This window comes from Rhizobium zaerense (assembly GCF_051810725.1).
Lineage (GTDB): Bacteria > Pseudomonadota > Alphaproteobacteria > Rhizobiales > Rhizobiaceae > Rhizobium > Rhizobium leguminosarum_I.
On sequence record NZ_CM132690.1, the window covers coordinates 4673166 to 4694614 of the forward strand.

A 21449-nucleotide genomic window follows, 5' to 3' on the forward strand; every position below is an offset into this window, starting at 1 on the left:
ACTATTTTGCAGAATAGGTGGAAACGGCCCCGGAAACTCCGGGGCCATTCGCATGAAGACGGATCGATCGACGATCAGGCGGCGCGGTAGGTCGGCGCCGCGGCGGCCTCGCCGTCGATCTTGAACTGCTGGATGAGGCGGCGCAGCGAACCGGCCTCGTCGGCTAGTTCGCGGCTGGCGGCAGTCGTCTCCTCCACCATGGCGGCGTTCTGCTGCGTCATCTGGTCCATCTGGTTGACCGTCGCATTGACGCTCTGCAGCGCGTTGGACTGGTCGTGGCTGGCGCGGGCGATCATCTCGACATGCTGGCTGATCGTGACGATCTGGGCGCTGATCTTGGCGAGCACCGTGCCGGTCTCCTGCACGAATTGTGAGCCGGAATTGACCTCGTTGGTCGACTTGTTGATCAGCCCCTTGATCTCCTGCGCCGCGGCTGCGGAGCGCTGGGCCAGTTCGCGGACTTCCATCGCGACCACCGCGAAGCCCTTGCCGGCTTCACCGGCGCGCGCCGCCTCGATGCCGGCGTTGAGCGCCAGGAGATTGGTCTGGAAGGCGATCTCGTCGATGACGCCGATGATCTGCTCGATCTGGCGCGAGGCATCCTCGATGCGACCCATTGCGTCGATCGCATTGCTGACGACGACGGCGGAATCGTCGGCGCTGCGCTTGGCCTGGCGGACGATCTGGTCGGCATCCTTGGCGCGTTCGGCCGACGAACGGACCGTCACGGTGATTTCATCGACGGCAGCCGCGGTCTCTTCGAGCGATGCAGCCTGCTGTTCGGTGCGCTTGGAGAGGTCCTCGGCCGACTGGGCCATCTGGTTGCCGTTGCCCTGGATCAGTTCGACATTGTCGCGGATCTGGCTCATCGTCGCCTGCAGGCGCATCATCGAACCGTTGAAATCCTGGCGCAGCTGTTCGAGACGGCCGATGAAGGGCGTTTCGATCGTCGTCGAGATATCGCCCTGCGACATGCGTTCGAGGCCGGCGGCGAGCGCGTTGACCGCGAATTCGATCTGACGATCCATCTCGCGCTTTTCGGCGTCGTTGCGCAGGCGCTCATGTTCGGCGGCGGCGCGTTCCTCGTCGCTCTGCTCCTCGATACGGATCTTCGAGATGGCATTTTCCTTGAAGATGCCGAGCGCGCGGGCCATGTCGCCGATTTCATCGTGGCGCTGCTCGCCGGAGATGCTGGTATCCAGCGCTCCTTCGGCGATGCGGCGCATGGCGGCGGTGATATGGCTGATCGGGCGCTGCAGCGTCAGCACCAGGGCAATGCCGCCCAAGATCGACAGCAGGATGCCGAGACCGGTGGTCATGACTGAGATGCTGTTTGCCTGGGTGCGCTCGGTGCCGGCCGTCTGCTTCTGCAGTTCGGCGAAATCGGTCAGCTTTTTCCAGATCTGGTCGAGCTCCTGGCGGGCCGCGGCATAGGCCGTGACGCGCTCACCGATCGTGTCGACGATCTTCGAACCGCCACCGGAGATGACGTCGAGCGCCGGCTGGATCGCACCTGATATGCCTTCGGCAAAGCCCATGCCCTTGGCGCTGGTGACCAGCACCTGCATGTCCTTGCTGAGCGTGCCGGCCTGCTGCTGCAGGCGCACGAGATTTTCCTTGCTGGAGTCGGCGAGAAAGTCGGAAAGAACGATCTGCAGCGAATAGACGGAATTTTCGAGGCGCCTCGTATCCTGCAGGACCGAGTTGGCCTGGGCGATCCGGCCGTCAAGCGCGGCGAATTCCTGGGTCGCGTCACGCATTTTCTGCGTGGCGGTCAGCTGTGTATAGGTCGAGGTCTGGCGGAAGCGCGAAACGAGACGGCCGAGTTCCGTGGCGGTTTCATCGGTCGGATTGGGTGTCTGCACGATCGCCTTGATGCCGTCGATGGTCGCAGCCAGTGCCTCGATGACATTCTTCTGATTGCTTGGAACCGAGATGGCGATCAGCCGCTGCGATTTGATGATCTCCGGCATTTGTTCGTTGATGAAGGCGATCTTGTCCTGCGGTGTCTGCGGCTTGCTGAAGCCGCTGGCGACGGTGCCGAGGAAATCGCCGCCCTTCAGCAGGCGGTCGGCGGTGCGAAGGGTGCTGGTGGCGGCACTCTCGTCACTCTGGACGGTGCTCTGCAATTCCTCGGCCTGGTAGGACACGGTGAAGCGGGTGCTGATCACGCTTTTTTGCGCCGCGTCGATCTGCTCATGCAATGCTTGCTCCTGCTCGTGCAGCGCCCAGAGCTTGTCGACGACGCCCGAAATCTCTTTGGTGCGGCGCGAGGCCTCCGCAAGGCTGTCGCGGCCGGCGGCCTCGTCACCAACCTGGTTCAGCGTCTGGTCGAGCACGCCTTGCTGGGTCTTCAGATCCGCGATCAGCTTGTCGCGCGCCTCAGGACTGGTGACGCGCAGGAAATCGTCCATCGAACCATAGAGATCCTTGAAGCCGCTCAGCGATTGCAGCACGCTGTTGGATATTTCCATGCGGCCCTGCAGAAGTCCCGAAGCGTAGAGGCCCGTCAGACCCACAGCCGAAATGGTGACGACGAAAGGCAGAACGAAGATCAAAACCTTTGTCTTGATCCTGAAGCGGGAAAGAATCTTGTCAATCAACATGGCGTTCCGGGCCTTTCATACACCACTCCTCCCGCAGGCAGCCACATGGCGCCAGCCGGGTGCACATCGAGCTATTCTTATTTTACATTGGGGAACCCGGAGGCCAGGCGGCAGTCATTGCCAGTTCATGTCCAAACAACTTGGAGATGCCCAAATATTCGCGAGCAATTGTGTCAGATTAGATATTAATTTTCGGATAAGCTGTTATGGCGGGTTAAGCCAAGGCAGTGAAATAGTTGCAATTTATGAACCGCGACGCCGCGGTGCGACAATTGGCATGTCGCAACGTTGGTTCCAGGTCTGCGGACAGGATCAGATGAAGTGCGAGAGCAGCAGCGCGAGGGCGGCGGCGGTGGCGCCGGCGGCGAGCATCAGATAACGCAGGGCGACCATCCGGGCGTTCGGCTTTGCCTCTGCGATTGCGATGGCGCGGGCGCGTCGTGTGTTTCTGCTCATGGTCGAAACCTCACTTCTCTCTGACACAACAACAATCCAACAAAACGGCTTGCCGGTAAAGCTTAATTTAGGAACAGCTTCGCAAACCGCCAATTGAGACAGGATGGCGCACCTCTATTAAGAAGTCTTGAATCGGCTTTCTAAGTGACCGTCCAAAACGGCGGCTGGTCTTGAGGAGTGGCTTAATAGCGGTGATCAGCTTCTGGACCGCACAATTGTTTAGGGATGTTCTGCGGGCCTAAACCGCCGCCCATCGAATTCAACTAAGACGACGCCATGGAAGGGAAGCCCAGCCGTCACCAACTCAGAGGTTAGGCCATTGTCACAAACTGCCAATTTTCGCTGATCATCAAATTCGCAAGACACTTCGGCTTGACCGGGAGCCCGGTACTTAAACTTTTCACCCTTGAATAAAATAGTCGCGCCATCATCCGAAAATACCGGTGGCATTCTGGCGCAGCCAGAGAGCAGCCCTGATGCCAACACCGTCAACACACTAAGGAACTTGGGGATTTTGAGAGCAGCATAGGTCATTGATCTGATTTCCTGCCATAGGGCGTCTCATGTCGTATTCCTTAGCGAATGCAATAATTCCAAAACCGCTGCGTACTTTTTGGGCGATATGCATTAGACGCATTCGCCCGCGGCAAAACCAGAAGCCCAGGCCCATTGGAAATTATAGCCGCCGAGCCAGCCGGTGACGTCGACGCACTCGCCGATGAAATAAAGGCCGGGCACGGCTTTTGCCTCCATGCTGCGTGAATCGAGCGCTGCCGTGTCGATACCGCCGAGCGTCACCTCGGCGGTGCGATAACCTTCCGAGCCGGACGGTTTGACGGCCCAGTTCTGGGCGCCGGCGGCAAGGCGCAGCAGCGCCTTGTCAGGCAGGTCGGCCATGTTGCCGGAGATCTTTTCTCGCTCTACGAGAAATTGTGCCAGCCGCTTCGGCAGGAGGTCGCCGAGGGCTGTCTGCGGCGACTGGCGGCCATTGAGTTGCTTTGCCGCCTTCAGATGCGCCGCAATGTCGATATCCGGTTCGATCGCAACCACGATCTCGTCGCCTTCGCGCCAGTGCGAGGAGATCTGCAGGATCGCGGGTCCGCTCAGCCCGCGATGGGTGAACAGCAGCGCTTCGCGGAAGGCGGTCCTGCCGTGACGGATTTCGGCCGGGGCGGCAATGCCGGCAAGCGGCGCGATGCTCTCCAGCAGGCCGGGATCGAGCGTCAGCGGCACGAGGCCGGGGCGGGTTTCGAGCACGGTCAGGCCGAACTGCTCGGCGAGGCGATAGGCCAAGCCGGTGGCGCCCATCTTCGGGATCGACTTGCCGCCGGTGGCGACGATCAGCGATGATGCTTCACAATGGCCTTCGCTCGTCGATATCCGGAAGCCGGCTTCGGTCTTTTCAACGCCTGATATCTCGGTGCCAAGATGCAGTACTACGCCGGCCATGCGCATCTCAGCCAGCAGCATGCGGATGATGTCTTTGGCGCTATCGTCGCAGAAAAGCTGGCCTAACGTCTTCTCGTGCCAGGCAATGCCATGGCGGTCGACCATGGCGATAAAATCGGCGGGCGTGAAACGGGCGAGCGCCGACTTGCAGAAATGCGGGTTGGCGGAGAGGAAATTCTTTGGTCCGGCATGGATATTGGTGAAATTGCAGCGGCCGCCGCCTGAAATGCGGATCTTCTCACCAGGCGCCCTGGCATGGTCGAGGACCACGACCGAGCGGCCGCGTTTTCCCGCGCGGATGGCCGCCATCATGCCCGCCGCCCCGGCGCCGATGACGATGACGTCGCTTTTGCGCTGCAAACCCGTTTCCCCGATCAAAATCACGTCTTCTTTTTCCATCAGAGGGCGAAAGTCAACGTTCTCAACCCCTCGCCAATTGGCAAAGTCTGGTTATGATGGCGCCACGATCAACGCAAACCGGTGTGTCATGTCCCCAAAAAAGACGACGCTGAAGCCTGCCAGAAACGTACCCGCCTCGAAGAAAACTCCCCCGGAACCCGGATCCCTGCGCGGCGTTGCGAACTGGAAGGAAGCAGCGCGGTGGCTGAGGGACAGGGGCATCGAAGACATCGAATGCATCACGCCGGACCTTGCCGGCGTTGCGCGCGGCAAAATGATGCCGAGCTCGAAATTCACCTCGAACACGTCGCTGGCGCTGCCTTCAGCGATCTACCGGCACACAATTTCGGGCGAATATCCAGACGAGACGGAGAGCTTCCGATATGAGCCGCGCGACAGCGACCTGAAGCTGATGCCCGACCTTTCGACGCTTTCGGTCGTGCCCTGGGAAACCGACCCGACGGCGCAGGTGATCTGCGACATCGTCGATTCGGATGGCGGCGAAGTGCCCTATACGCCGCGCAACGTGCTGAAACGCATCATGAACCTCTATCACGAGCGCGGCTGGAAACCGATCGTGGCGCCCGAGATCGAATTCTATCTGGTCGCCAAGAACGACGATCCCGACTATCCGCTACACCCGCCCAAAGGCCGGTCCGGCCGCTCGATCCTCGGCGGCCAGGGCTATTCGATCGCCGGCATCAACGAGTTCGACGAGTTGATCGACGACGTCTATCACTTTTCGGAGAAGCAGGGGCTGGAGATCGATACGCTGATCCATGAAGAGGGACCGGCGCAGATGGAAATCAACCTGCGCCACGGCAATCCGATCGAGCTTGCCGACCAAGTATTCCTGTTCAAGCGGACGATCCGCGAGGCGGCGCTGAAACACGACATCTACGCGACCTTCATGGCCAAGCCGATGCAGGGCCAGCCGGGTTCGGCGATGCATATCCACCAGTCAGTGGTCGATATCGAGACCGGCAAGAACATTTTCTCCAATCCCGACGGATCGGCCTCGAAGGAATTTTTCCATTTCATCGGCGGCATGCAGAAATTCGTGCCAAGCGCGATGGCGATGCTTGCACCCTACGTGAATTCCTACCGGCGCCTGCAGCCCGATATGTCCTGCCCGGTCAACAATGCCTGGGGCTACGACAACCGGACGACGGCTTTCCGCGTGCCGGTTTCCGATCCGCAAGCGCGGCGCGTGGAAAACCGGCTGCCGAGCTCGGACGCCAACCCCTATCTCGCACTCGCCGCCTCGCTCGCTTCCGGCCTGCTCGGAATCATGAACGAGATCGAGCCGACGGCGCCGACGGAGGATTCGGCCAATGAGGGCTCGATCGACCTGCCACGCGGCCTGCTGGAAGCCGTGGCGCTGCTCGAGGACGAACCCGCCTTCGAGGAGATGTTCGGCAAGCAGTTCATCGGCCTTTATGCCGGCGTCAAGCGCGGCGAGTTCGAAACCTTCATGCAGGTGATCAGCCCTTGGGAGCGGGAGTTCCTTCTGCTCAACGTGTGAGGGACCATCATGGCATCGCAGGAGACATGGCAGAGCCCGATCGCGCCCGGGCTGTCCTGGTATCAGGCAACGGTCGGCGAGCGGCCCACCTATACCGCTCTCGACGGCTCGAGAACATGCGACGTCGCCATCGTCGGCGGCGGTTATACCGGCCTGCAGGCCGCCTATAATCTTGCCAAAGCAGGCGTTTCAGTGGTGCTGATCGAGGCCTGCCGCTTCGGCGACGGGGCATCCGGGCGCAATGGCGGTCAACTCGGCACCGGCCAGCGATGGTGGCCGGAAGAACTCGAGGAGAAGATCGGCTACGAACGCTCGAAGGCGCTGTTCGACCTTGCCGAGGCGGCCAAACGCCATCTCATCGATTTCGCCCGCGAGCACCAGATCGAGATCGACTATGTGCCCGGCCAGCTCAATGTCGCACACAAGGCGAGCTACAAGCGCGACTACTATGAAAATGCCGAAATCGCCGCCTTACGCTACGGCTATCCGCATCTGCGCTTCATGGACGAGGAGGAAACGCAGGAGAGGCTCGGCTCGAAGCGTTTCCATTGCGGCGTGCGCGATGTCGGCACCGGCCACATTCATCCACTGAAGCTGCTGGTGGGGCTGGCGCGGGTTGCTGCCAATGCCGGCGCTGAAATCTTCGAGATCACCAAGGCGACGGCGATCCGCCAGGGCGGCGGCAAGGTGACGATCGAAACCGAAAGGGGAACGATCACCGCTGAGCGCGCGCTGATCGCCTGCAACGGCTATATCGGCAATCTGGAGCCGGTAACGGCAAGCCATGTCATGCCTATCCGCTCCTTCATCGGCGCCACCGCGCCGCTTGACGGGCATCCCGATGTGCTGCCCGGGGGCGAGGCCGTGGCCGATCTGCGTTTCGTCGTGCGCTATTTCCGCAAATTCGGCGACGGACGCCTGCTGTTCGGCGGGCGTGAAGCCTATACGTCGGACAATCCGCGGGACATTTCGCAGCACATCCGCCGGCAGATCGCCGAGGTCTATCCTGATCTGAAGGACATCGAGATCACCCATGCCTGGGGCGGCAGCGTCGGCATCACCCTGCCGCGCCAGCCTTTCGTGCGCGAGGTCATGCCCGGCGTCATCTCGATCGGCGGTTATTCCGGCCATGGCGTCATGCTGTCAAACTACTGTGGCAAGCTCTATGCGGAAACGGTGCTTGGAAAATCGCGCGATCTCGACCTCTTCACGTCGCTCGATATTCCCGCCTTTCCCGGCGGATCCCGCATGCGCGCACCGCTGCTTTTCCTCGCCTTGTCGTGGTTTGCGCTTCGCGACAAGTTTTAGTCCGATTGCGGATTTCCTCTTCCGGAAATTCGCTCTAAAACCGGTGCCTGACAGATTCATTGCACTGCACACTGGCTTTTTTAAATCGATTAGATTAAAAGAGCCGCCAACCAGCCTGATTGAGAGACAAGCTCATGAGCAGCCAAATCATTCCCGTTGAGCCTTTTGATTATGTCGTCTTCGGCGGCAGCGGCGACCTTGCCGAACGCAAGCTTCTGCCCGCTCTTTATCATCGCCAGATCGAAGGCCAGTTTACGGAACCGACCCGCGTGATCGGCGCCTCTCGCAGCCCGCTGACCCATGAGGAATATCGCAAATTCGCCAGGGACGCGCTGAAGGAGCACCTGAAGAAGGGGGAATATGACGAGGCTGAGGTGGAGAAGTTCTGTGCCCGCCTCTACTACGTCTCGGTCGATGCCCGCACGGATGCCGGCTGGGATCAGCTGAAGAAACTGCTGGACGAGGGCAAAGAGCGTGTGCGCTCCTTCTATCTGGCCGTCGCGCCCGGCATTTTCGGCGACATTTCGCAGAAGATCCACGACCATAAGCTGATCACCAAGTCGACCCGCATCGTCGTCGAGAAGCCGATCGGCCGCGACCTCGCCTCGGCGCTGCAGCTCAACGACACGATCGGCCGCGCCTTCAAGGAAGAGCAGATCTTCCGCATCGATCATTATCTCGGCAAGGAGACGGTGCAGAACCTGATGGCGCTGCGCTTCGCCAACGCGCTCTACGAGCCGCTCTGGAACGCCAACTACATCGACCACGTGCAGATCACCGTAGCTGAATCGGTCGGCCTTGAGGGCCGCGCCGGCTATTACGACACGGCGGGCGCACTGCGCGATATGGTGCAGAACCACATCCTGCAGCTGCTTTGCCTGACGGCGATGGAAGTGCCCTCGTCGATGGATTCGGAAGCCGTGCGCGACGAGAAGCTCAAGGTGTTGCGCGCGCTGAAGCCGCTCAATGCCTCCAACGTCGAGCAGGCGACGGTGCGCGGCCAGTATCGCGCCGGCGCATCGGGTAGCGGCCCGGTCAAGGGCTACCTCGAAGAACTGGAAGGCGGCGTCTCGAACACCGAGACCTTCGTTGCCATCAAGGCCGAGATCAACAACTGGCGTTGGGCGGGCGTTCCCTTCTATATAAGAACCGGCAAGCGCCTGACCGGGCGCATGTCGGAGATCGTCATCACCTTCAAGCCGATCCCGCACGCGATCTTCGACCAGGCGGCAGGGCGCATCGTCGCCAACCAGCTGATCATCCGCCTGCAGCCAGATGAGGGCGTCAAGCAATCGCTGATGATCAAGGATCCGGGTCCGGGCGGCATGCGCCTGCGCAATGTCTCGCTCGACATGAGCTTCGCCCAGGCCTTCAACGTCCGCAATCCCGATGCCTACGAGCGCCTGCTGATGGACGTGATCCGCTCCAACCAGACATTGTTCATGCGCCGCGACGAAGTCGAAGCCGCATGGAAATGGGTGGATCCGATCCTCAAGGGTTGGGAAACGACCGGCCAGCAGGTGCAGGGCTATACGGCCGGCACCTGGGGGCCGAGCCAGGCCATCGCGCTGATCGAGCGTGACGGCCGCACCTGGCATGACGAGATCTAGGACGAAATCGATGGCATCGACCCTGCATTCCTTCGCCAGCGCCGCAGACCTCGCCGGCAGTCTCGCCGACAAGGTCGCCGATACGCTTGCAGCTGCGATTGCCGCCCGCGGAACAGCGTCCATCGCCGTTTCCGGCGGCTCCACACCGAAGGCCTTCTTCCAGGCGCTTTCGACACGCGACATCGCCTGGGAAAAAGTGACGATCACGCTTGTCGACGAACGCTTCGTGCCGGCCGACAATCCGCGCTCGAACCATCTGCTGGTCGACGCCAATCTTCTTCAAAACAAGGCAAAGGCGGCGCGCTTCGTGCCGCTGTACCAGCCGGCACCATCCGTCGAGGAAGCTGCAAGACTTGCGACGGCAAAAAGCGCCGAGATCGGCATCCCCTTCGACATCGTCATCCTCGGCATGGGTGGCGATGGACACACCGCCTCGTTCTTTCCTGGCGGCAGCAATCTTGCCAAGGCGCTCGATGCATCCACGCCGCGCGGCATCATCACCATGGAAGCGGAAGGAGCCGGCGAGCCGCGCCTGACCTTCACCTTCTCCAGTCTTGAGGATGCCGCACTCCTGGTTCTCCATATCGAGGGCGAAGGCAAAAAAGACGTTCTCGCCAAGGCGGAAGGCAGCGGTGACGAGGCAGAAATGCCGATCCGCGCCATTCTGCGCCGGGCCACTTCCCCGGTCGAGGTCTATTGGGCTCCCTGATCCGCCGTCATCCGGATTGAGATTCAGGCCAGAGCCGCCGAAACAGATAGAGACAACGAACAAGGCAGGGATTTTCCATGTCCGCTCACGCACGCATTTCTGTAATCACCGATCGTATCGTCGAACGCTCGAAGCCGAGCCGCGAGCGCTACCTGGAACGCCTGCGCGCCGCCGCCTCGCAGGGCGTGCAGCGCTCCGTGCTTGGCTGCGCCAATCTTGCCCATGGCTTCGCGGTCTGTTCCCCCGCCGACAAGGATGCGCTCGCTGGCGACCGCATTCCCAATCTCGGCATCATTACCGCCTATAACGACATGCTCTCGGCCCACCAGCCGTTCGAGACCTATCCGGCGATCATCCGTGAGGCTGCCGCCCGGGCTGGCGGCGTGGCGCAGGTGGCCGGCGGAGTGCCGGCGATGTGCGACGGCGTCACCCAAGGACAGCCGGGCATGGAGCTCTCGCTGTTCTCGCGCGACCTGATCGCGATGTCGGCGGGCGTCGGCCTGTCGCACAACATGTTCGATGCCGCCCTCTTCCTCGGCGTCTGTGACAAGATCGTGCCCGGCCTGGTGATCGCGGCCCTGTCCTTCGGGCATCTGCCGTCGATCTTCGTTCCGGCCGGTCCGATGACGACAGGGCTGCCGAACGACGAGAAGTCGCGCGTGCGCCAGCTCTTCGCCGAGGGCAAGGTCGGACGCGCCGAACTGCTGGAGGCGGAATCGAAATCCTATCACGGCCCCGGCACCTGCACCTTCTACGGCACCGCCAATTCCAACCAGATGCTGATGGAGATCATGGGCTTCCACATGCCCGGCTCGTCCTTCATCAATCCTGGCACGCCATTGCGTGAAGCGCTGACGCGCGAAGCCGCCAAGCGGGCGCTGGCGATCACCGCGCTCGGCAACGAATTCACGCCGGCGGGCGAGATGATTGACGAGCGCTCGGTCGTCAACGGCGTCGTCGGCCTGCATGCGACCGGCGGCTCGACCAACCACACGCTGCACCTTGTCGCCATGGCACGGGCGGCCGGCATCCACCTCACCTGGCAGGACATTGCCGAGCTTTCGGAAATCGTCCCGCTGCTTGCCCGCGTCTATCCGAACGGGCTTGCCGACGTGAACCATTTCCAGGCGGCCGGCGGCATGGGTTTCCTCATCAAGGAACTCTTGAAGCACGGACTGGTGCATGACGACGTGCGCACCGTCTTTGGCCAGGGCCTCCAAGCCTATACGGTCGACGCCCGTCTCGGCGAAAACGGCGCCGTCCTGCGCGAGCCGTCGCCGGAAAAAAGCGTCGATCCCAAAGTGCTCTCCAGCATCGAGACACCGTTCCAGGCCAATGGCGGGCTGAAGATGCTGCGCGGCAATCTCGGCAAAGCGGTTATCAAGATATCCGCCGTCAAGCCGGAGCGCCACATCATCGAGGCGCCGGCGATCATCTTCCACAGCCAGCAGGAGCTGCAGGACGCCTTCAAGGAAGGCAAGCTCAACCGCGACTTCATCGCTGTCGTGCGCTTTCAGGGCCCGAAGGCGAACGGCATGCCGGAACTGCACAAGCTGACGCCGCCGCTCGGCGTGTTGCAGGATCGCGGCTTCCGCGTGGCGCTCCTCACCGACGGGCGCATGTCGGGCGCATCCGGCAAGGTGCCGGCAGCGATCCACGTCACGCCGGAAGCGGTTGACGGCGGTCCGATCGCCCGCATCCGCGAGGGCGACATCATTCGCCTGGACGCGGTCAAGGGCACGCTCGAGCTGCTCGTCGATGCAGCTGACATGGCCGAGCGCGAGCCGGTGACTGTCGATCTCTCCGACAATGAATTCGGCATGGGCCGCGAACTCTTCGCCCCGTTCCGCCGCGCCGTTGGACCTTCGGACCAGGGTGCGAGCGTGCTCTTCCACCACTGAGCGGGTGGCTTCTGGCAAAAAAACCCGCGGGGAGCTCCAAGCCCCCGCGGGTTCTTGTTTTCAATCCAGTGATGGTGCCGCGTCCTGGCGGACGGGCGGCTTCAGGCTCGAATATCGAGAACGTAGTCGCGATGCGCCGGATGGGTGCTGTAGACGAAGATCTTGTTCAGCTCCTTCTGCGTCAGCAGGCGCAGGAAGCGGACGTCGATCGTATTGTTGGCGTTGACCTTCATCAGCAGGCAGCCGACCTTGGTGATGCGGGCATCCGGAATATCCAGATAGAACTGCTTCGGCAGGCTGAACTGGGTCAGGATCGCGAGCGTCGCGCTGCTCATCGAAATACGGACAATGTCGCAGCGGCGCGAAGCCGCGTGCATGACGCCCTTTTCCGTATATTCGATGCGCGCGGCGTTCATGGTGTCCTCCATCTTGAACCGCGCCTCGCGGTCATACATGAAGGATTCTTCCTTGCTCAGGAAATGAGATTTTGGCTGTGACGGATTGGAAGCGGCCACGTGCTTATCCCCCTCATAAATTGACGAGGAAAAGGTAGCAGCCGATCTTTAACAGAAAGTGAGAATTCGGCCCTTCCCGCACAATTCTTGCGACCATCACCCCAAAAATGGCCGCCTCACTTCCGGTAGGTATGGCCGGTTGCGTCAAACAGATGCAACTTCTGCCTGTCGGCGGCAAACCGCATCCTCTGTCCCTTCTTCACATCATAGATGCCGGGCAGCTTGACGACGATCGGCTCGCCCGGGACCAGGCCCTCGATATAAAGCAACGTCACTTCGCCGAGCGCTTCGACGATCGACACTTCACCTTCGAAAAGGTAGCCGGCGCCATCGGCAATCCGGAGATCCTCCGGACGGACGCCGAAGCTTGCCTGCTTGCCGGTTTCCGACGCGTCGGTCGCCACATCGAGGGTCACCGACATGCCGCCGGTCAGCGTCACCGTCGTCTGGCTTCCGGTTCCGGCGACCGTCGCCGGAATGATGTTCATGGCCGGCGAGCCGATGAATTTCGCGACGAAGAGGTTTGCCGGGCGCTCGTAGAGGTCCAGCGGCGCGCCGACCTGCTCGATATTGCCGGCGGAGAGCACGACGATACGGTCGGCAAGCGTCATCGCCTCGACCTGATCGTGGGTGACGTAGATCATCGTCGTGTCGGCCATCTGTTCGTTCAGGCGGGCAATCTCGATGCGGGTCGCGACGCGCAGCGCGGCATCGAGGTTGGACAGTGGCTCGTCGAACAGAAAGACCTTTGGATCGCGGCAGATGGCGCGGCCGATCGCCACGCGCTGGCGCTGGCCGCCGGAAAGTGCCTTTGGCAGGCGATCGAGATAATTGGTCAACTGCAGGCTCTCGGCCGCCGCCCGGACGCGGCGGTCGATCTCCTGGCGGCTTTCGCCGGCGATCTTCATGCCGAAAGCCATGTTATCGAACACGGTCATATGCGGGTAGAGCGCATAGGATTGGAAGACCATGGCGATGCCGCGCTTGGAAGGCGGCACGTCATTGACGAGATGGCCGTCGATATACATCTCACCGCCGGTGATCGCCTCGAGACCGGCGATCATGCGCAGAAGCGTTGACTTGCCACAGCCGGATGGACCGACGAAGACGATGAATTCGCCCTGCTTGATATCGAGGTCGATACCATGGAGAACGTCCACGGAACCGTAGGATTTGCGGATATCCTTCAGCGTCAGTCCAGTCATTTCTCTCTCCCCTTAGGCGAGACGGGCGAAATACGCCCCCCAGGCCGGAATATCGATCTTGTCGCCATAGTTGTTGCTGGTAAAGCCGTGCCCCGTCAATGCCTGCCATTCTCCCGCCGGCAAGGCGACGCCGGCCTCGGCCGGGCTCATGTTGAATATGCAGAGCAGCTTCTCGTTGCCGTATTCACGGGTAAAGACCAGGCTATCTCCCTGCGGCTCTTCGAATTCGATCTCGCCCTTGGCAAAAGCGGGATGCAGCTTGCGGAAGGCGATGAAGCGGCGATAGTGCTCCAACACCGAGGCTTCGTCGCCCTGCTGGACGCTCACGGCGCGCAGGATATGCTCGACCGGCACCGGCAGCCAGGGCTTGACTGTGGAGAAGCCGCCCTGGGCGACCTGGCTGTCCCAGACCATCGGCGTGCGGCAGCCGTCGCGGCCCTTGAATTCCGGCCAGAACTGGATGCCATAGGGATCCTGCAGATCCTGATAGGCGAGATCGGCCTCGGTCAGCGCCAACTCCTCACCCTGATAGAGGCAGACCGAGCCGCGCAGCGTCATCAACAACGAGGCATAGAGCTTGGCGAAGGCATCGTGATCGGCGACCAGCCCGCCCCAGCGGCTGACGTGGCGCATAACGTCGTGATTGGAGAAGGCCCAGCAGGCCCAGCCATCGGGTGCGGCGGCTTCGAAATCTTGCATCACCTCTTCGACGCGCTCGGCCGTCAGCGGATCGGGCGCCAGGAACTCGAAGGCGTAGCACATGTGCATCTTGTCGTTGCCGGAGGTGTATTCGCCGACGATTTCAAGGCCGCGCTGGCTGTCGCCGACTTCGCCGACGGCGGCAATTGCCGGGAATTCTTCGAGAACGGCGCGGAAGCGCTTCAGGAAGGCAAGGTTCTCCGGCCGGTTCTTGTCGTAGATATGCTCCTGGAAATTATAGGGATTGACCGCCGGCGCCGTCGAAGCGTTGCGGCGCTCAGGCGCAAGCGCCGGATTGTCGCGCAGTTGCGTATCGTGGAAATAGAAGTTGATGGTGTCGAGGCGGAAGCCGTCGACGCCGCGGTTGAGCCAGAAGCGGACGACATCAAGCAGACGGTCCTGCACCTCAGGATTATGCAGGTTCATGTCCGGCTGCGAGGTCAGGAAGTTGTGCAAGTAATATTGCATACGCGTCGGATCCCACGCCCATGCCGAGCCGCCGAAGATCGACAGCCAGTTGTTCGGCGGCGTGCCATCCGGCTTGGCGTCGGCCCAGACATACCAATCGGCCTTGGCGTTGGACTTGCTCGAGCGGCTTTGTACGAACCAGGGATGCTGATCCGAGCTGTGGGAGATGACGAGGTCGATCATCACCCGGATGCCGAGACGATGGGCCTCTGATATCATCGTGTCGAAATCCACCAGCGTGCCGAAGATCGAATCGACATTCTCGTAGTCGGAAACGTCATAACCGAAATCGCGCATCGGCGAGGTGAAGAAGGGCGAGATCCAGATGGCATCGACGCCAAGGCTTGCCACATGCGGCAGGCGGGCGGTGATGCCCTTCAGGTCGCCGATGCCGTCACCGTTCGAATCCTGGTAGGAGCGCGGGTAGATCTGATAGATCACCGCGCCACGCCACCAGTCCTTGTCGGGGGTCGAAATCGATAGGGAAGCCACGTTCATGGAATATCCTGTTTGAAGTCACGTTCGGAAATGGTCAGCCCCCTTTAACCGAGCCCGCCAGCAGGCCACGCACCAGATAACGCTGCAGCCCAAAGAAGACGAGCAGCGGCACGATGATGGTGACGAAGGCCGACGCCGTCAAAATCTCCCAATTGCCGCCGCGTGAGCCAAGCAGCGCGTTGAGGCTGCCGGTCAGCACGAGGTGGTCCTTGTCGGTGCCGAGGAAGACCATGGCGACGAGCAGGTCGTTCCACACCCACAGGAACTGGAAGATGGCGAAGGAGGCGAGTGCCGGAAAGGACAGAGGCAATACGATGCGGACGAAGATCTCGAAGTCGCTGGCGCCGTCGACGCGGGCGGATTCGATGATCTCCTTCGGCAGGCCGGCGATATAGGCCCGCAGGAGGTAGATGGCGAGCGGCATGCCGAAGGCGGTATGGGCCATCCAGATGCCGGGATAGGTCTTGGACGGCTGGCCGAGCAGGTTGCCGATCTCGTTGTAGAGGCGCAGCAGCGGGATCAGCGACATCTGCAGCGGCACGACGATGAGGCCGACGACGAGGGCAATCAGCAGCCCGCGGCCGGGAAACTCCATCCAGCTGAGCGCATAGGCTGCGAAAGCGGCGATCAGGATCGGAATGATCGTCGCTGGGATCGTCACAGTCAGGGAGTTGATGAAGGACTGACCGATGCCCTCGCCGGTCAGAACCGTTTTATAGTTCTGCATCGTGAATTCCGGCGGTGCGGAGACGGATGCATAGATGCGCCGCGGGCGTTCGTCGGGCGAGAAGGCGACGTTCTTCATATAGCGATAACTGCCGTCGCTGTTGATCTGCAGGCTTTCGCCATCGCCGAGATCGGCCGTCATGCCGGCGTCGAAAGCGGCCGGCTGCTGCACCCGGTTGCCGAAAGCCTTCACCGAGCGGCCGGTCTGTCCCTCCAGCACGTTGCCTGTGATGACGTAATTGGCGCCTTCCTGCCGTTGCTGGTCCGGCGTGCCCAAGCGCACGGCGACGGTCTGCGTCGAGCCGACGAAGGCCGTCCACCAGCCGGAGACGACGATCTGGTCCTTGTCGCGCAGCGCGCTGACAAAGATCCTGAGCGTCGGGATCAGCCAGACGATGACGATGAGCAGAACGGCGGCATGAACGAAGAGACGGGCGGGGCCGATCTTGAAATAGCTTCCAACAGCGGTCATCTCAGTGGCCCTTCAGTTCGCGATTGGCGCGCCGCACATTCCAGACCATGATCGGCGTGACGGCGAGCATGATGATGATGGCAATGACGGCGCTTCGGCCGGAATCGCCGCCGCCGCGAAACAGCCAGTTGAACATCAAATTCGCCAGCACCATCGTCTGCCACTGGCCGTTGGTCATGGTCAGCACGATATCGAAGACCTTGAGGACGAGGATGGTGATCGTCGTCCAGACGACCGCGATGGAGCCCCAGATCTGCGGCACCATGATGCGCCAGAAGATCTGCCAGCCATTGGCGCCGTCGATGACGGCGGCCTCTATCGTCTCCTCGGGAATGCCGCGAAGGGCAGCCGACAGGATGACCATGGCGAAACCGGTCTGGATCCAGATCAGGATGATCATCAGGAAGAAGTTGTTCCAGAAGGGAACCGAGATCCAGACCTCAGGTGTGCCGCCGAACGTCTGGACGATGGCGTTCAGCAGGCCGATCTGGACGTCGTTGCCGCCGCGATATTCGTAGATGAATTTCCAGATGACCGAGGCGCCGACGAAGGAGATCGCCATCGGCATGAAGACGATGCTCTTGGCGATATTGCCCCACCAGATGCGATCGGTCATTACGGCGATGACGAGGCCGAAAAAGGTGCAGGCGGCCGGCACCACGGCAAGCCAGAGGATGTTGTTGAAGATCGACTGGCGGAATTCGCGGTCGCCGAGCGCCCATTTGTAATTGGCAAGGCCGACGAACTGCAGACCGGCACGGTCGTAGAAGGAGAGGATGAAGGTCGCAACGACGGGATAGACGAGATAGACGATCAGCAGGAAGAGCGCCGGACCAATGAACAGCCACGGCCGGACGAGTGCACGGCGGTTGAGATTGCGGGATGCGGCGCGGATGTCGCCGTCCTTCACCGGCAGAGCGAGGTCCAGGATCTTGTTCGAAAAATAGAAATAGGCCGAGCACGCGACAACGGCGACGACCACGACGCCCAAAGCGGACACTATCTGCGACAGCATTTCGTCCCTCCCCTGCTTCCCCTGATCTTAATCCGACCGGTTGTTATTCTGACGGGTCAACGCCGGTCATCGTCAATCTATTTGTATTGCCCAATCACAATATATCCTGCGATGGCCGGGCTCTTTGCGAGCCCGGCCAGTCATGCAAGCCATGCCGCCGGCAAGCCGGCGGCATAATTTTGAGGATTACTTGATGCCGTCCCAGGCGCTCTGGATTTCGCCTGCAGATTCTTCGGCCGACTTGCCGCCGACGAAATCGACCATGCCGGTCCAGAAGGCGCCGGCGCCGATCTTGCCCGGCATCAGGTCGGAACCGTCGAAGCGGAAGGTGGTGGCGGAGGTCAGGATCTCGCCTTCCTTCTTCATCTGCGGGTTGGCATAGGCCTCGGTGCTGACGCCCTTATACGGCGTCAGGAAGCTCGACTGCGCCATCCAGACCTCATGGGCGATCGGGGTCTTCAGGAAGTCGATGAAGGCGCGGGCCGTCTTCGAGTCCTTGGCGATCGAAACGAGCGTGCCGGCGCCGAGAACCGGCTTGCCGAGTTCGGGATGCGAAGCAAAGGTCGGCATGTAGAAGAAGTCGGCATCCTGGCCGAGCTTCGTACCCTCAGGGAAGAAGGACGGGATGAACGAGGCCTGATGGTGCATGTAGCACTTCGGCGGAACCGCGAAGAGGCCCTTCGGGCTGTCGCGGAAATCGGTCGAGGCCACGGCCGCGACGCCGCCATCGACGTATTTCGCGTTCTTGGCGAATTTGCCGAACTCGTCGATCGCGGCGACGACGGCCGGATCGGTGAACTTCAACTCGTTGGTCGTCCACTTGTCGTAGGCTTCCGGCGGCTGCATGCGCAGCATGATGTCCTCGACCCAGTCGGTCGCCGGCCAGCCGGTGGCGCCGCCGGAACCGAGACCGATGCACCAGGGAACGCCGCCATCCTTGACGATCTGATCGGTCAGGGCATGCAGTTCTTCCATGGTCGTCGGGATCTTGTAGCCGGCTTCCTCGAAGTTCTCCGGAACATACCAGACCAGCGACTTTACGTCGGCCTTGTAAGGGAAGGCGTAGAAGGCTTCCTTGCCGTCCTTGCCCTTGTAGGTGCCGTAACCGACCCAGCTGTCGCCGGCGCCGTAATTGTCCTTGATCCACTTGGAGTTGTCATCGCCGAGCGGTGTCAGGAAGCCCTTGCTGGCGAGATCGGCCAGCAGGCCCGGCTGCGGCAGAACGGCAATGTTCGGGGGCGAGCCTGCCTGCGTATCGATGACGATCTGCTGTTCGTAGTTTTCGGAAGAGGAGTATTTGGCATCGATGCCGGTGGCTTCGGTGAAATAGGCAAGAACGCTCAGGAAGAACGCCTCGTCCTCGCCGCGCCACGGCCCGAAGATCGTCAGCGGCTGACCCTTCAGATCGGCATGAGCAGCCTTGAACTCGTCATAGCTCTTCCAGTTGAACTTGGAATCCTGTCCCGGGGCAAATTTCAAATCGGCCGCGGACGCAGCACCGGCAAAAAGCGCTGCCACGGCAACGCCCATCAAAAATGACTTTTTCATGTGATCAACCTCCCATCACAATCCCCCGCGCCGAATTCCCTCCAAAAGAAATTTCAAAGCGCTTTGACACCCAACTCATTCCACTGTCGGTGGAATGGAGTCAAGTCAATTCGCGAAAACCCGCCGTATACATGCTGGATATCGCGGCGCAGCAATGCCTATCGGGAAATATGGAGCGATTTTTCTTGAGTCAAGCGCGCCAGATGATACATAATTGAAAGCGCTTTGGATGCCACTGGGAGGCGACAGGCCTTTTCAGGACGGCTGACAGGCGGGCCGGGAGGAAGCATAGCAGGTGAATCTCAAACAGCTATCGGAATTGCTGGGACTGTCGCAGACGACGGTGAGCCGAGCGCTGAACGGCTATCCCGAGGTCAACGAGGCGACCCGGGAGCGTGTGCTCCAGGCTGTCAAGGAGACGGGCTACCGGCCGAACAAGGCAGCGCAGCGGCTTGCGACCGGCAAGGCAGGCTCGATCGGCCTCGTCATGCCGACGGCGCCCGGCCACCAGTCCGACGTGCATTTCGGTGAATTCCTGGCCGGGCTCGGCGAAGAGGCCGTCCGCCACGATTTCCACTTCGTCATCATGCCGGCCGACCCGGATGACGAGGTAGCGGCCCTTCGCCGCCTTGCGATCAGCGGCAATGTCGATGCTCTGTTCGTCGCCTATATGCGCGGCCACGACCCGCGGCTCGCGATGCTGAAATCACTGTCGATGCCCTATGTCGTGCACGGCCGCTCCTTCGGTTCGGAGCCGGACTATCCCTATCTCGACATCGACAATGAAGGCGCCTTCTACGATGCGACGCGGCTCTTGCTGCAGCTCGGCCATACCCGCTTTGCGCTAATGAACGGACCGATGCATCTCGATTTCGCCATCCGCAGGAAGAACGGCGTCATATCAGCCCTTGCCGAACGCGGGCTCGCGCTCGCGGAGGGTTGCATGAGCCACGCGCTGATGACGGACGAGCGAGGCCTGCTGGCGATGGAACATTTTCTGCAATTGCCGGAGCGGCCAACAGCGATCCTCTGTTCCAGTACGGTGCTGGCGCTCGGCGCGATCCGCGCGGTCAACCAGGCCGGATTGCGGCTGGGCGAGGATATCTCGCTGATCGCTCATGACGACGTGCTGCCGCTGCTGAAACCGGAAAGCTTTTCCGTGCCGCTGACGACGACGCGCTCTTCATTGCGGGCGGCGGGTGTGCGCATCGCGCAGCGGCTGATCGGCACCGTGAAGCAGGCCGGCCCCTTCCCCGACCAGGAGCTCTGGAAGACCGAGCTGATCGTCAGGGCTTCGACCGGCCCTGTTCCCCAGGCCTAGAACAGGATGATTTTAGGCCGGATCGGACTAAAATCCGAATCCTGCTCTACATCATATAGTTAGAGCATGATGTCGTCCGAAAACCGCTCACACTTTTCGGCATCATGCTCTCATCAAAACTGTGGCGGTGTCTGCCCTGCAGTGCGGTGGGCGGCGATAACCGTGTTGGCCATCAGCATGGCGATGGTCATCGGTCCGACGCCGCCGGGAACCGGGGTGATGGTGCTGGCGACCGCCGAGACCTCCTCGAAGGCGACATCGCCGACGAGCCGGGTCTTGCCCTCGCCTCTTTCGGGGGCTGCCACCCGATTGATGCCGACGTCGATGACCGTCGCACCGGGCTTGACCCAATCGGCCCTGACCATCTCCGGCCGGCCGACGGCTGCCACCAGGATATCGGCGTTGCGGCAGACCTCGGCGAGATTCCTGGTCCTGGAATGCGCGATCGTCACCGTCGCATTGGCGTTGAGCAGCAATTGCGCCATCGGCTTGCCGAACAGGTTGGAGCGGCCGATGACGACGGCGTTGAGGCCGGAGAGATCCTCGCCGTGGGTGCGGCGGACGAACACCATGGCGCCGGCCGGGGTGCAGGAGACCAGCCCGGTCTTCAGGTCGCCAGTGACGAGCTTGCCGGCATTGACGACGCTCAGGCCGTCGACATCCTTTTCCGGCAGGATCGACTGGATGATCGCCTCGCTGTCGAGCGGCTTCGGCAAGGGCAACTGCACCAGAATGCCGTGGATCGACGGATCGGCGTTGAGGGTGGCGACAAGGGCTGCCAACTCCTCCTGCTTCGTTTCGGCCGGCAGCGTGTGCTGAACGGACTTGAAGCCGCACTCCTTGGCCATGCGGCCCTTGGAGCCGACATAGGCGTGGCTTGCCGGATCGTCGCCGACGATGACGACAGCAAGGCCGGTGGTGACGCCGGTACTTTTTTCCAACGCTGCCGTCGCACTCTTGACCGTCTGAATGACCGATGCAGCTACGTTCTTGCCGTCGATTACTGTCGTCACGCGTCT

The 21449-nt window shown here is 61.4% G+C and carries 17 protein-coding genes; 6 read left to right on the forward strand and 11 right to left on the reverse strand.

Annotation, left to right across the window (positions count from 1 at the left end):
- Positions 1–74 precede the first annotated feature (74 nt).
- The 4 genes from ACS4RR_RS23090 to ACS4RR_RS23105 all read right to left on the reverse strand — a co-directional run bounded on the left by ACS4RR_RS23090 (position 75) and on the right by ACS4RR_RS23105 (position 4910).
- Complete coding sequence (locus ACS4RR_RS23090) at positions 75–2606, reverse strand: methyl-accepting chemotaxis protein (protein WP_260110102.1); 2532 nt, start codon at positions 2604–2606, stop codon at positions 75–77.
- A 312-nt stretch (positions 2607–2918) separates the two neighbouring features.
- A complete protein-coding gene (locus tag ACS4RR_RS23095) occupies positions 2919–3062 on the reverse strand; it encodes a hypothetical protein (RefSeq protein WP_260110101.1) in 144 nt (47 codons plus the stop codon).
- 219 nt (positions 3063–3281) lie between these two features.
- The gene (locus ACS4RR_RS23100) at positions 3282–3596 is read right to left on the reverse strand and encodes a hypothetical protein (RefSeq protein ID WP_222294958.1); all 315 of its coding nucleotides are present in this window, start codon (positions 3594–3596) and stop codon (positions 3282–3284) included.
- Positions 3597–3689: 93 nt separating this feature from the next.
- Positions 3690–4910: a BaiN/RdsA family NAD(P)/FAD-dependent oxidoreductase gene (locus ACS4RR_RS23105; RefSeq protein WP_456189458.1), complete on the reverse strand. Its 1221-nt coding sequence runs from the start codon at positions 4908–4910 to the stop codon at positions 3690–3692.
- 88 nt (positions 4911–4998) lie between these two features.
- Here ACS4RR_RS23105 and ACS4RR_RS23110 point away from each other — a divergent pair, with 88 nt between their 5' ends.
- The 5 genes from ACS4RR_RS23110 (at position 4999) to edd (ending at position 11963) form a co-directional block, all read left to right on the forward strand.
- On the forward strand, positions 4999–6435 hold the full coding sequence (locus ACS4RR_RS23110; RefSeq protein ID WP_260110099.1) for a glutamine synthetase family protein: 1437 nt from the start codon (positions 4999–5001) through the stop codon (positions 6433–6435).
- 9 nt (positions 6436–6444) lie between these two features.
- Positions 6445–7743: an NAD(P)/FAD-dependent oxidoreductase gene (locus ACS4RR_RS23115; protein ID WP_456189459.1), complete on the forward strand. Its 1299-nt coding sequence runs from the start codon at positions 6445–6447 to the stop codon at positions 7741–7743.
- 134 nt (positions 7744–7877) lie between these two features.
- On the forward strand, positions 7878–9353 hold the full coding sequence (gene zwf, locus ACS4RR_RS23120) for a glucose-6-phosphate dehydrogenase (RefSeq protein WP_170276750.1): 1476 nt from the start codon (positions 7878–7880) through the stop codon (positions 9351–9353).
- A gap of 10 nt (positions 9354–9363) precedes the next feature.
- On the forward strand, positions 9364–10062 hold the full coding sequence (pgl, locus tag ACS4RR_RS23125) for a 6-phosphogluconolactonase (RefSeq protein WP_162117804.1): 699 nt from the start codon (positions 9364–9366) through the stop codon (positions 10060–10062).
- Between the two features lie 77 nt (positions 10063–10139).
- Positions 10140–11963 (forward strand): phosphogluconate dehydratase, encoded by a 1824-nt coding sequence (edd, locus tag ACS4RR_RS23130; RefSeq protein WP_456189460.1) that lies wholly within the window; start codon positions 10140–10142, stop codon positions 11961–11963.
- 101 nt (positions 11964–12064) lie between these two features.
- Here the strand turns inward: edd and ACS4RR_RS23135 are convergent, their stop codons facing one another.
- The 6 genes from ACS4RR_RS23135 to ACS4RR_RS23160 form a co-directional block, all read right to left on the reverse strand.
- Positions 12065–12418 (reverse strand): hypothetical protein, encoded by a 354-nt coding sequence (locus ACS4RR_RS23135; RefSeq protein WP_018445791.1) that lies wholly within the window; start codon positions 12416–12418, stop codon positions 12065–12067.
- 176 nt (positions 12419–12594) lie between these two features.
- On the reverse strand, positions 12595–13683 hold the full coding sequence (locus ACS4RR_RS23140) for an ABC transporter ATP-binding protein (protein ID WP_456189461.1): 1089 nt from the start codon (positions 13681–13683) through the stop codon (positions 12595–12597).
- 12 nt (positions 13684–13695) lie between these two features.
- A complete protein-coding gene (gene bglA, locus ACS4RR_RS23145; RefSeq protein ID WP_222280800.1) occupies positions 13696–15348 on the reverse strand; it encodes a beta-galactosidase BglA in 1653 nt (550 codons plus the stop codon).
- Between the two features lie 34 nt (positions 15349–15382).
- Positions 15383–16546, reverse strand: a complete 1164-nt coding sequence (locus ACS4RR_RS23150; RefSeq protein WP_456189462.1) for a carbohydrate ABC transporter permease — start codon at positions 16544–16546, stop codon at positions 15383–15385.
- Between the two features lies 1 nt (position 16547).
- On the reverse strand, positions 16548–17561 hold the full coding sequence (locus ACS4RR_RS23155) for a carbohydrate ABC transporter permease (RefSeq protein WP_162117808.1): 1014 nt from the start codon (positions 17559–17561) through the stop codon (positions 16548–16550).
- A 186-nt stretch (positions 17562–17747) separates the two neighbouring features.
- Entirely contained in the window at positions 17748–19109 is a 1362-nt protein-coding gene (locus tag ACS4RR_RS23160; RefSeq protein ID WP_017967063.1) for an ABC transporter substrate-binding protein, read from the reverse strand.
- A 295-nt stretch (positions 19110–19404) separates the two neighbouring features.
- Between ACS4RR_RS23160 and ACS4RR_RS23165 the strand changes: the two genes are divergently transcribed.
- Positions 19405–20430 (forward strand): LacI family DNA-binding transcriptional regulator, encoded by a 1026-nt coding sequence (locus ACS4RR_RS23165; RefSeq protein ID WP_260110093.1) that lies wholly within the window; start codon positions 19405–19407, stop codon positions 20428–20430.
- 113 nt (positions 20431–20543) lie between these two features.
- Here ACS4RR_RS23165 and folD read toward each other — a convergent pair whose 3' ends face one another.
- Entirely contained in the window at positions 20544–21443 is a 900-nt protein-coding gene (gene folD / locus ACS4RR_RS23170) for a bifunctional methylenetetrahydrofolate dehydrogenase/methenyltetrahydrofolate cyclohydrolase FolD (RefSeq protein WP_456189463.1), read from the reverse strand.
- Positions 21444–21449: the final 6 nt, after the last annotated feature.

What these genes read in the sequence shown, in the direction of transcription:
- ACS4RR_RS23090 (WP_260110102.1), bottom strand. Translation starts at nt 2,606, where the DNA reads ATGTTGATTGACAAGATTCTTTCCCGCTTCAGGATCAAGACAAAGGTT.
- ACS4RR_RS23095 (WP_260110101.1), bottom strand. Translation starts at nt 3,062, where the DNA reads ATGAGCAGAAACACACGACGCGCCCGCGCCATCGCAATCGCAGAGGCA.
- ACS4RR_RS23100 (WP_222294958.1), bottom strand. Translation starts at nt 3,596, where the DNA reads ATGACCTATGCTGCTCTCAAAATCCCCAAGTTCCTTAGTGTGTTGACG.
- ACS4RR_RS23105 (WP_456189458.1), bottom strand. Translation starts at nt 4,910, where the DNA reads ATGGAAAAAGAAGACGTGATTTTGATCGGGGAAACGGGTTTGCAGCGC.
- ACS4RR_RS23110 (WP_260110099.1), top strand. Translation starts at nt 4,999, where the DNA reads ATGTCCCCAAAAAAGACGACGCTGAAGCCTGCCAGAAACGTACCCGCC.
- ACS4RR_RS23115 (WP_456189459.1), top strand. Translation starts at nt 6,445, where the DNA reads ATGGCATCGCAGGAGACATGGCAGAGCCCGATCGCGCCCGGGCTGTCC.
- zwf (WP_170276750.1), top strand. Translation starts at nt 7,878, where the DNA reads ATGAGCAGCCAAATCATTCCCGTTGAGCCTTTTGATTATGTCGTCTTC.
- pgl (WP_162117804.1), top strand. Translation starts at nt 9,364, where the DNA reads ATGGCATCGACCCTGCATTCCTTCGCCAGCGCCGCAGACCTCGCCGGC.
- edd (WP_456189460.1), top strand. Translation starts at nt 10,140, where the DNA reads ATGTCCGCTCACGCACGCATTTCTGTAATCACCGATCGTATCGTCGAA.
- ACS4RR_RS23135 (WP_018445791.1), bottom strand. Translation starts at nt 12,418, where the DNA reads ATGTATGACCGCGAGGCGCGGTTCAAGATGGAGGACACCATGAACGCC.
- ACS4RR_RS23140 (WP_456189461.1), bottom strand. Translation starts at nt 13,683, where the DNA reads ATGACTGGACTGACGCTGAAGGATATCCGCAAATCCTACGGTTCCGTG.
- bglA (WP_222280800.1), bottom strand. Translation starts at nt 15,348, where the DNA reads ATGAACGTGGCTTCCCTATCGATTTCGACCCCCGACAAGGACTGGTGG.
- ACS4RR_RS23150 (WP_456189462.1), bottom strand. Translation starts at nt 16,546, where the DNA reads ATGACCGCTGTTGGAAGCTATTTCAAGATCGGCCCCGCCCGTCTCTTC.
- ACS4RR_RS23155 (WP_162117808.1), bottom strand. Translation starts at nt 17,561, where the DNA reads ATGCTGTCGCAGATAGTGTCCGCTTTGGGCGTCGTGGTCGTCGCCGTT.
- ACS4RR_RS23160 (WP_017967063.1), bottom strand. Translation starts at nt 19,109, where the DNA reads ATGAAAAAGTCATTTTTGATGGGCGTTGCCGTGGCAGCGCTTTTTGCC.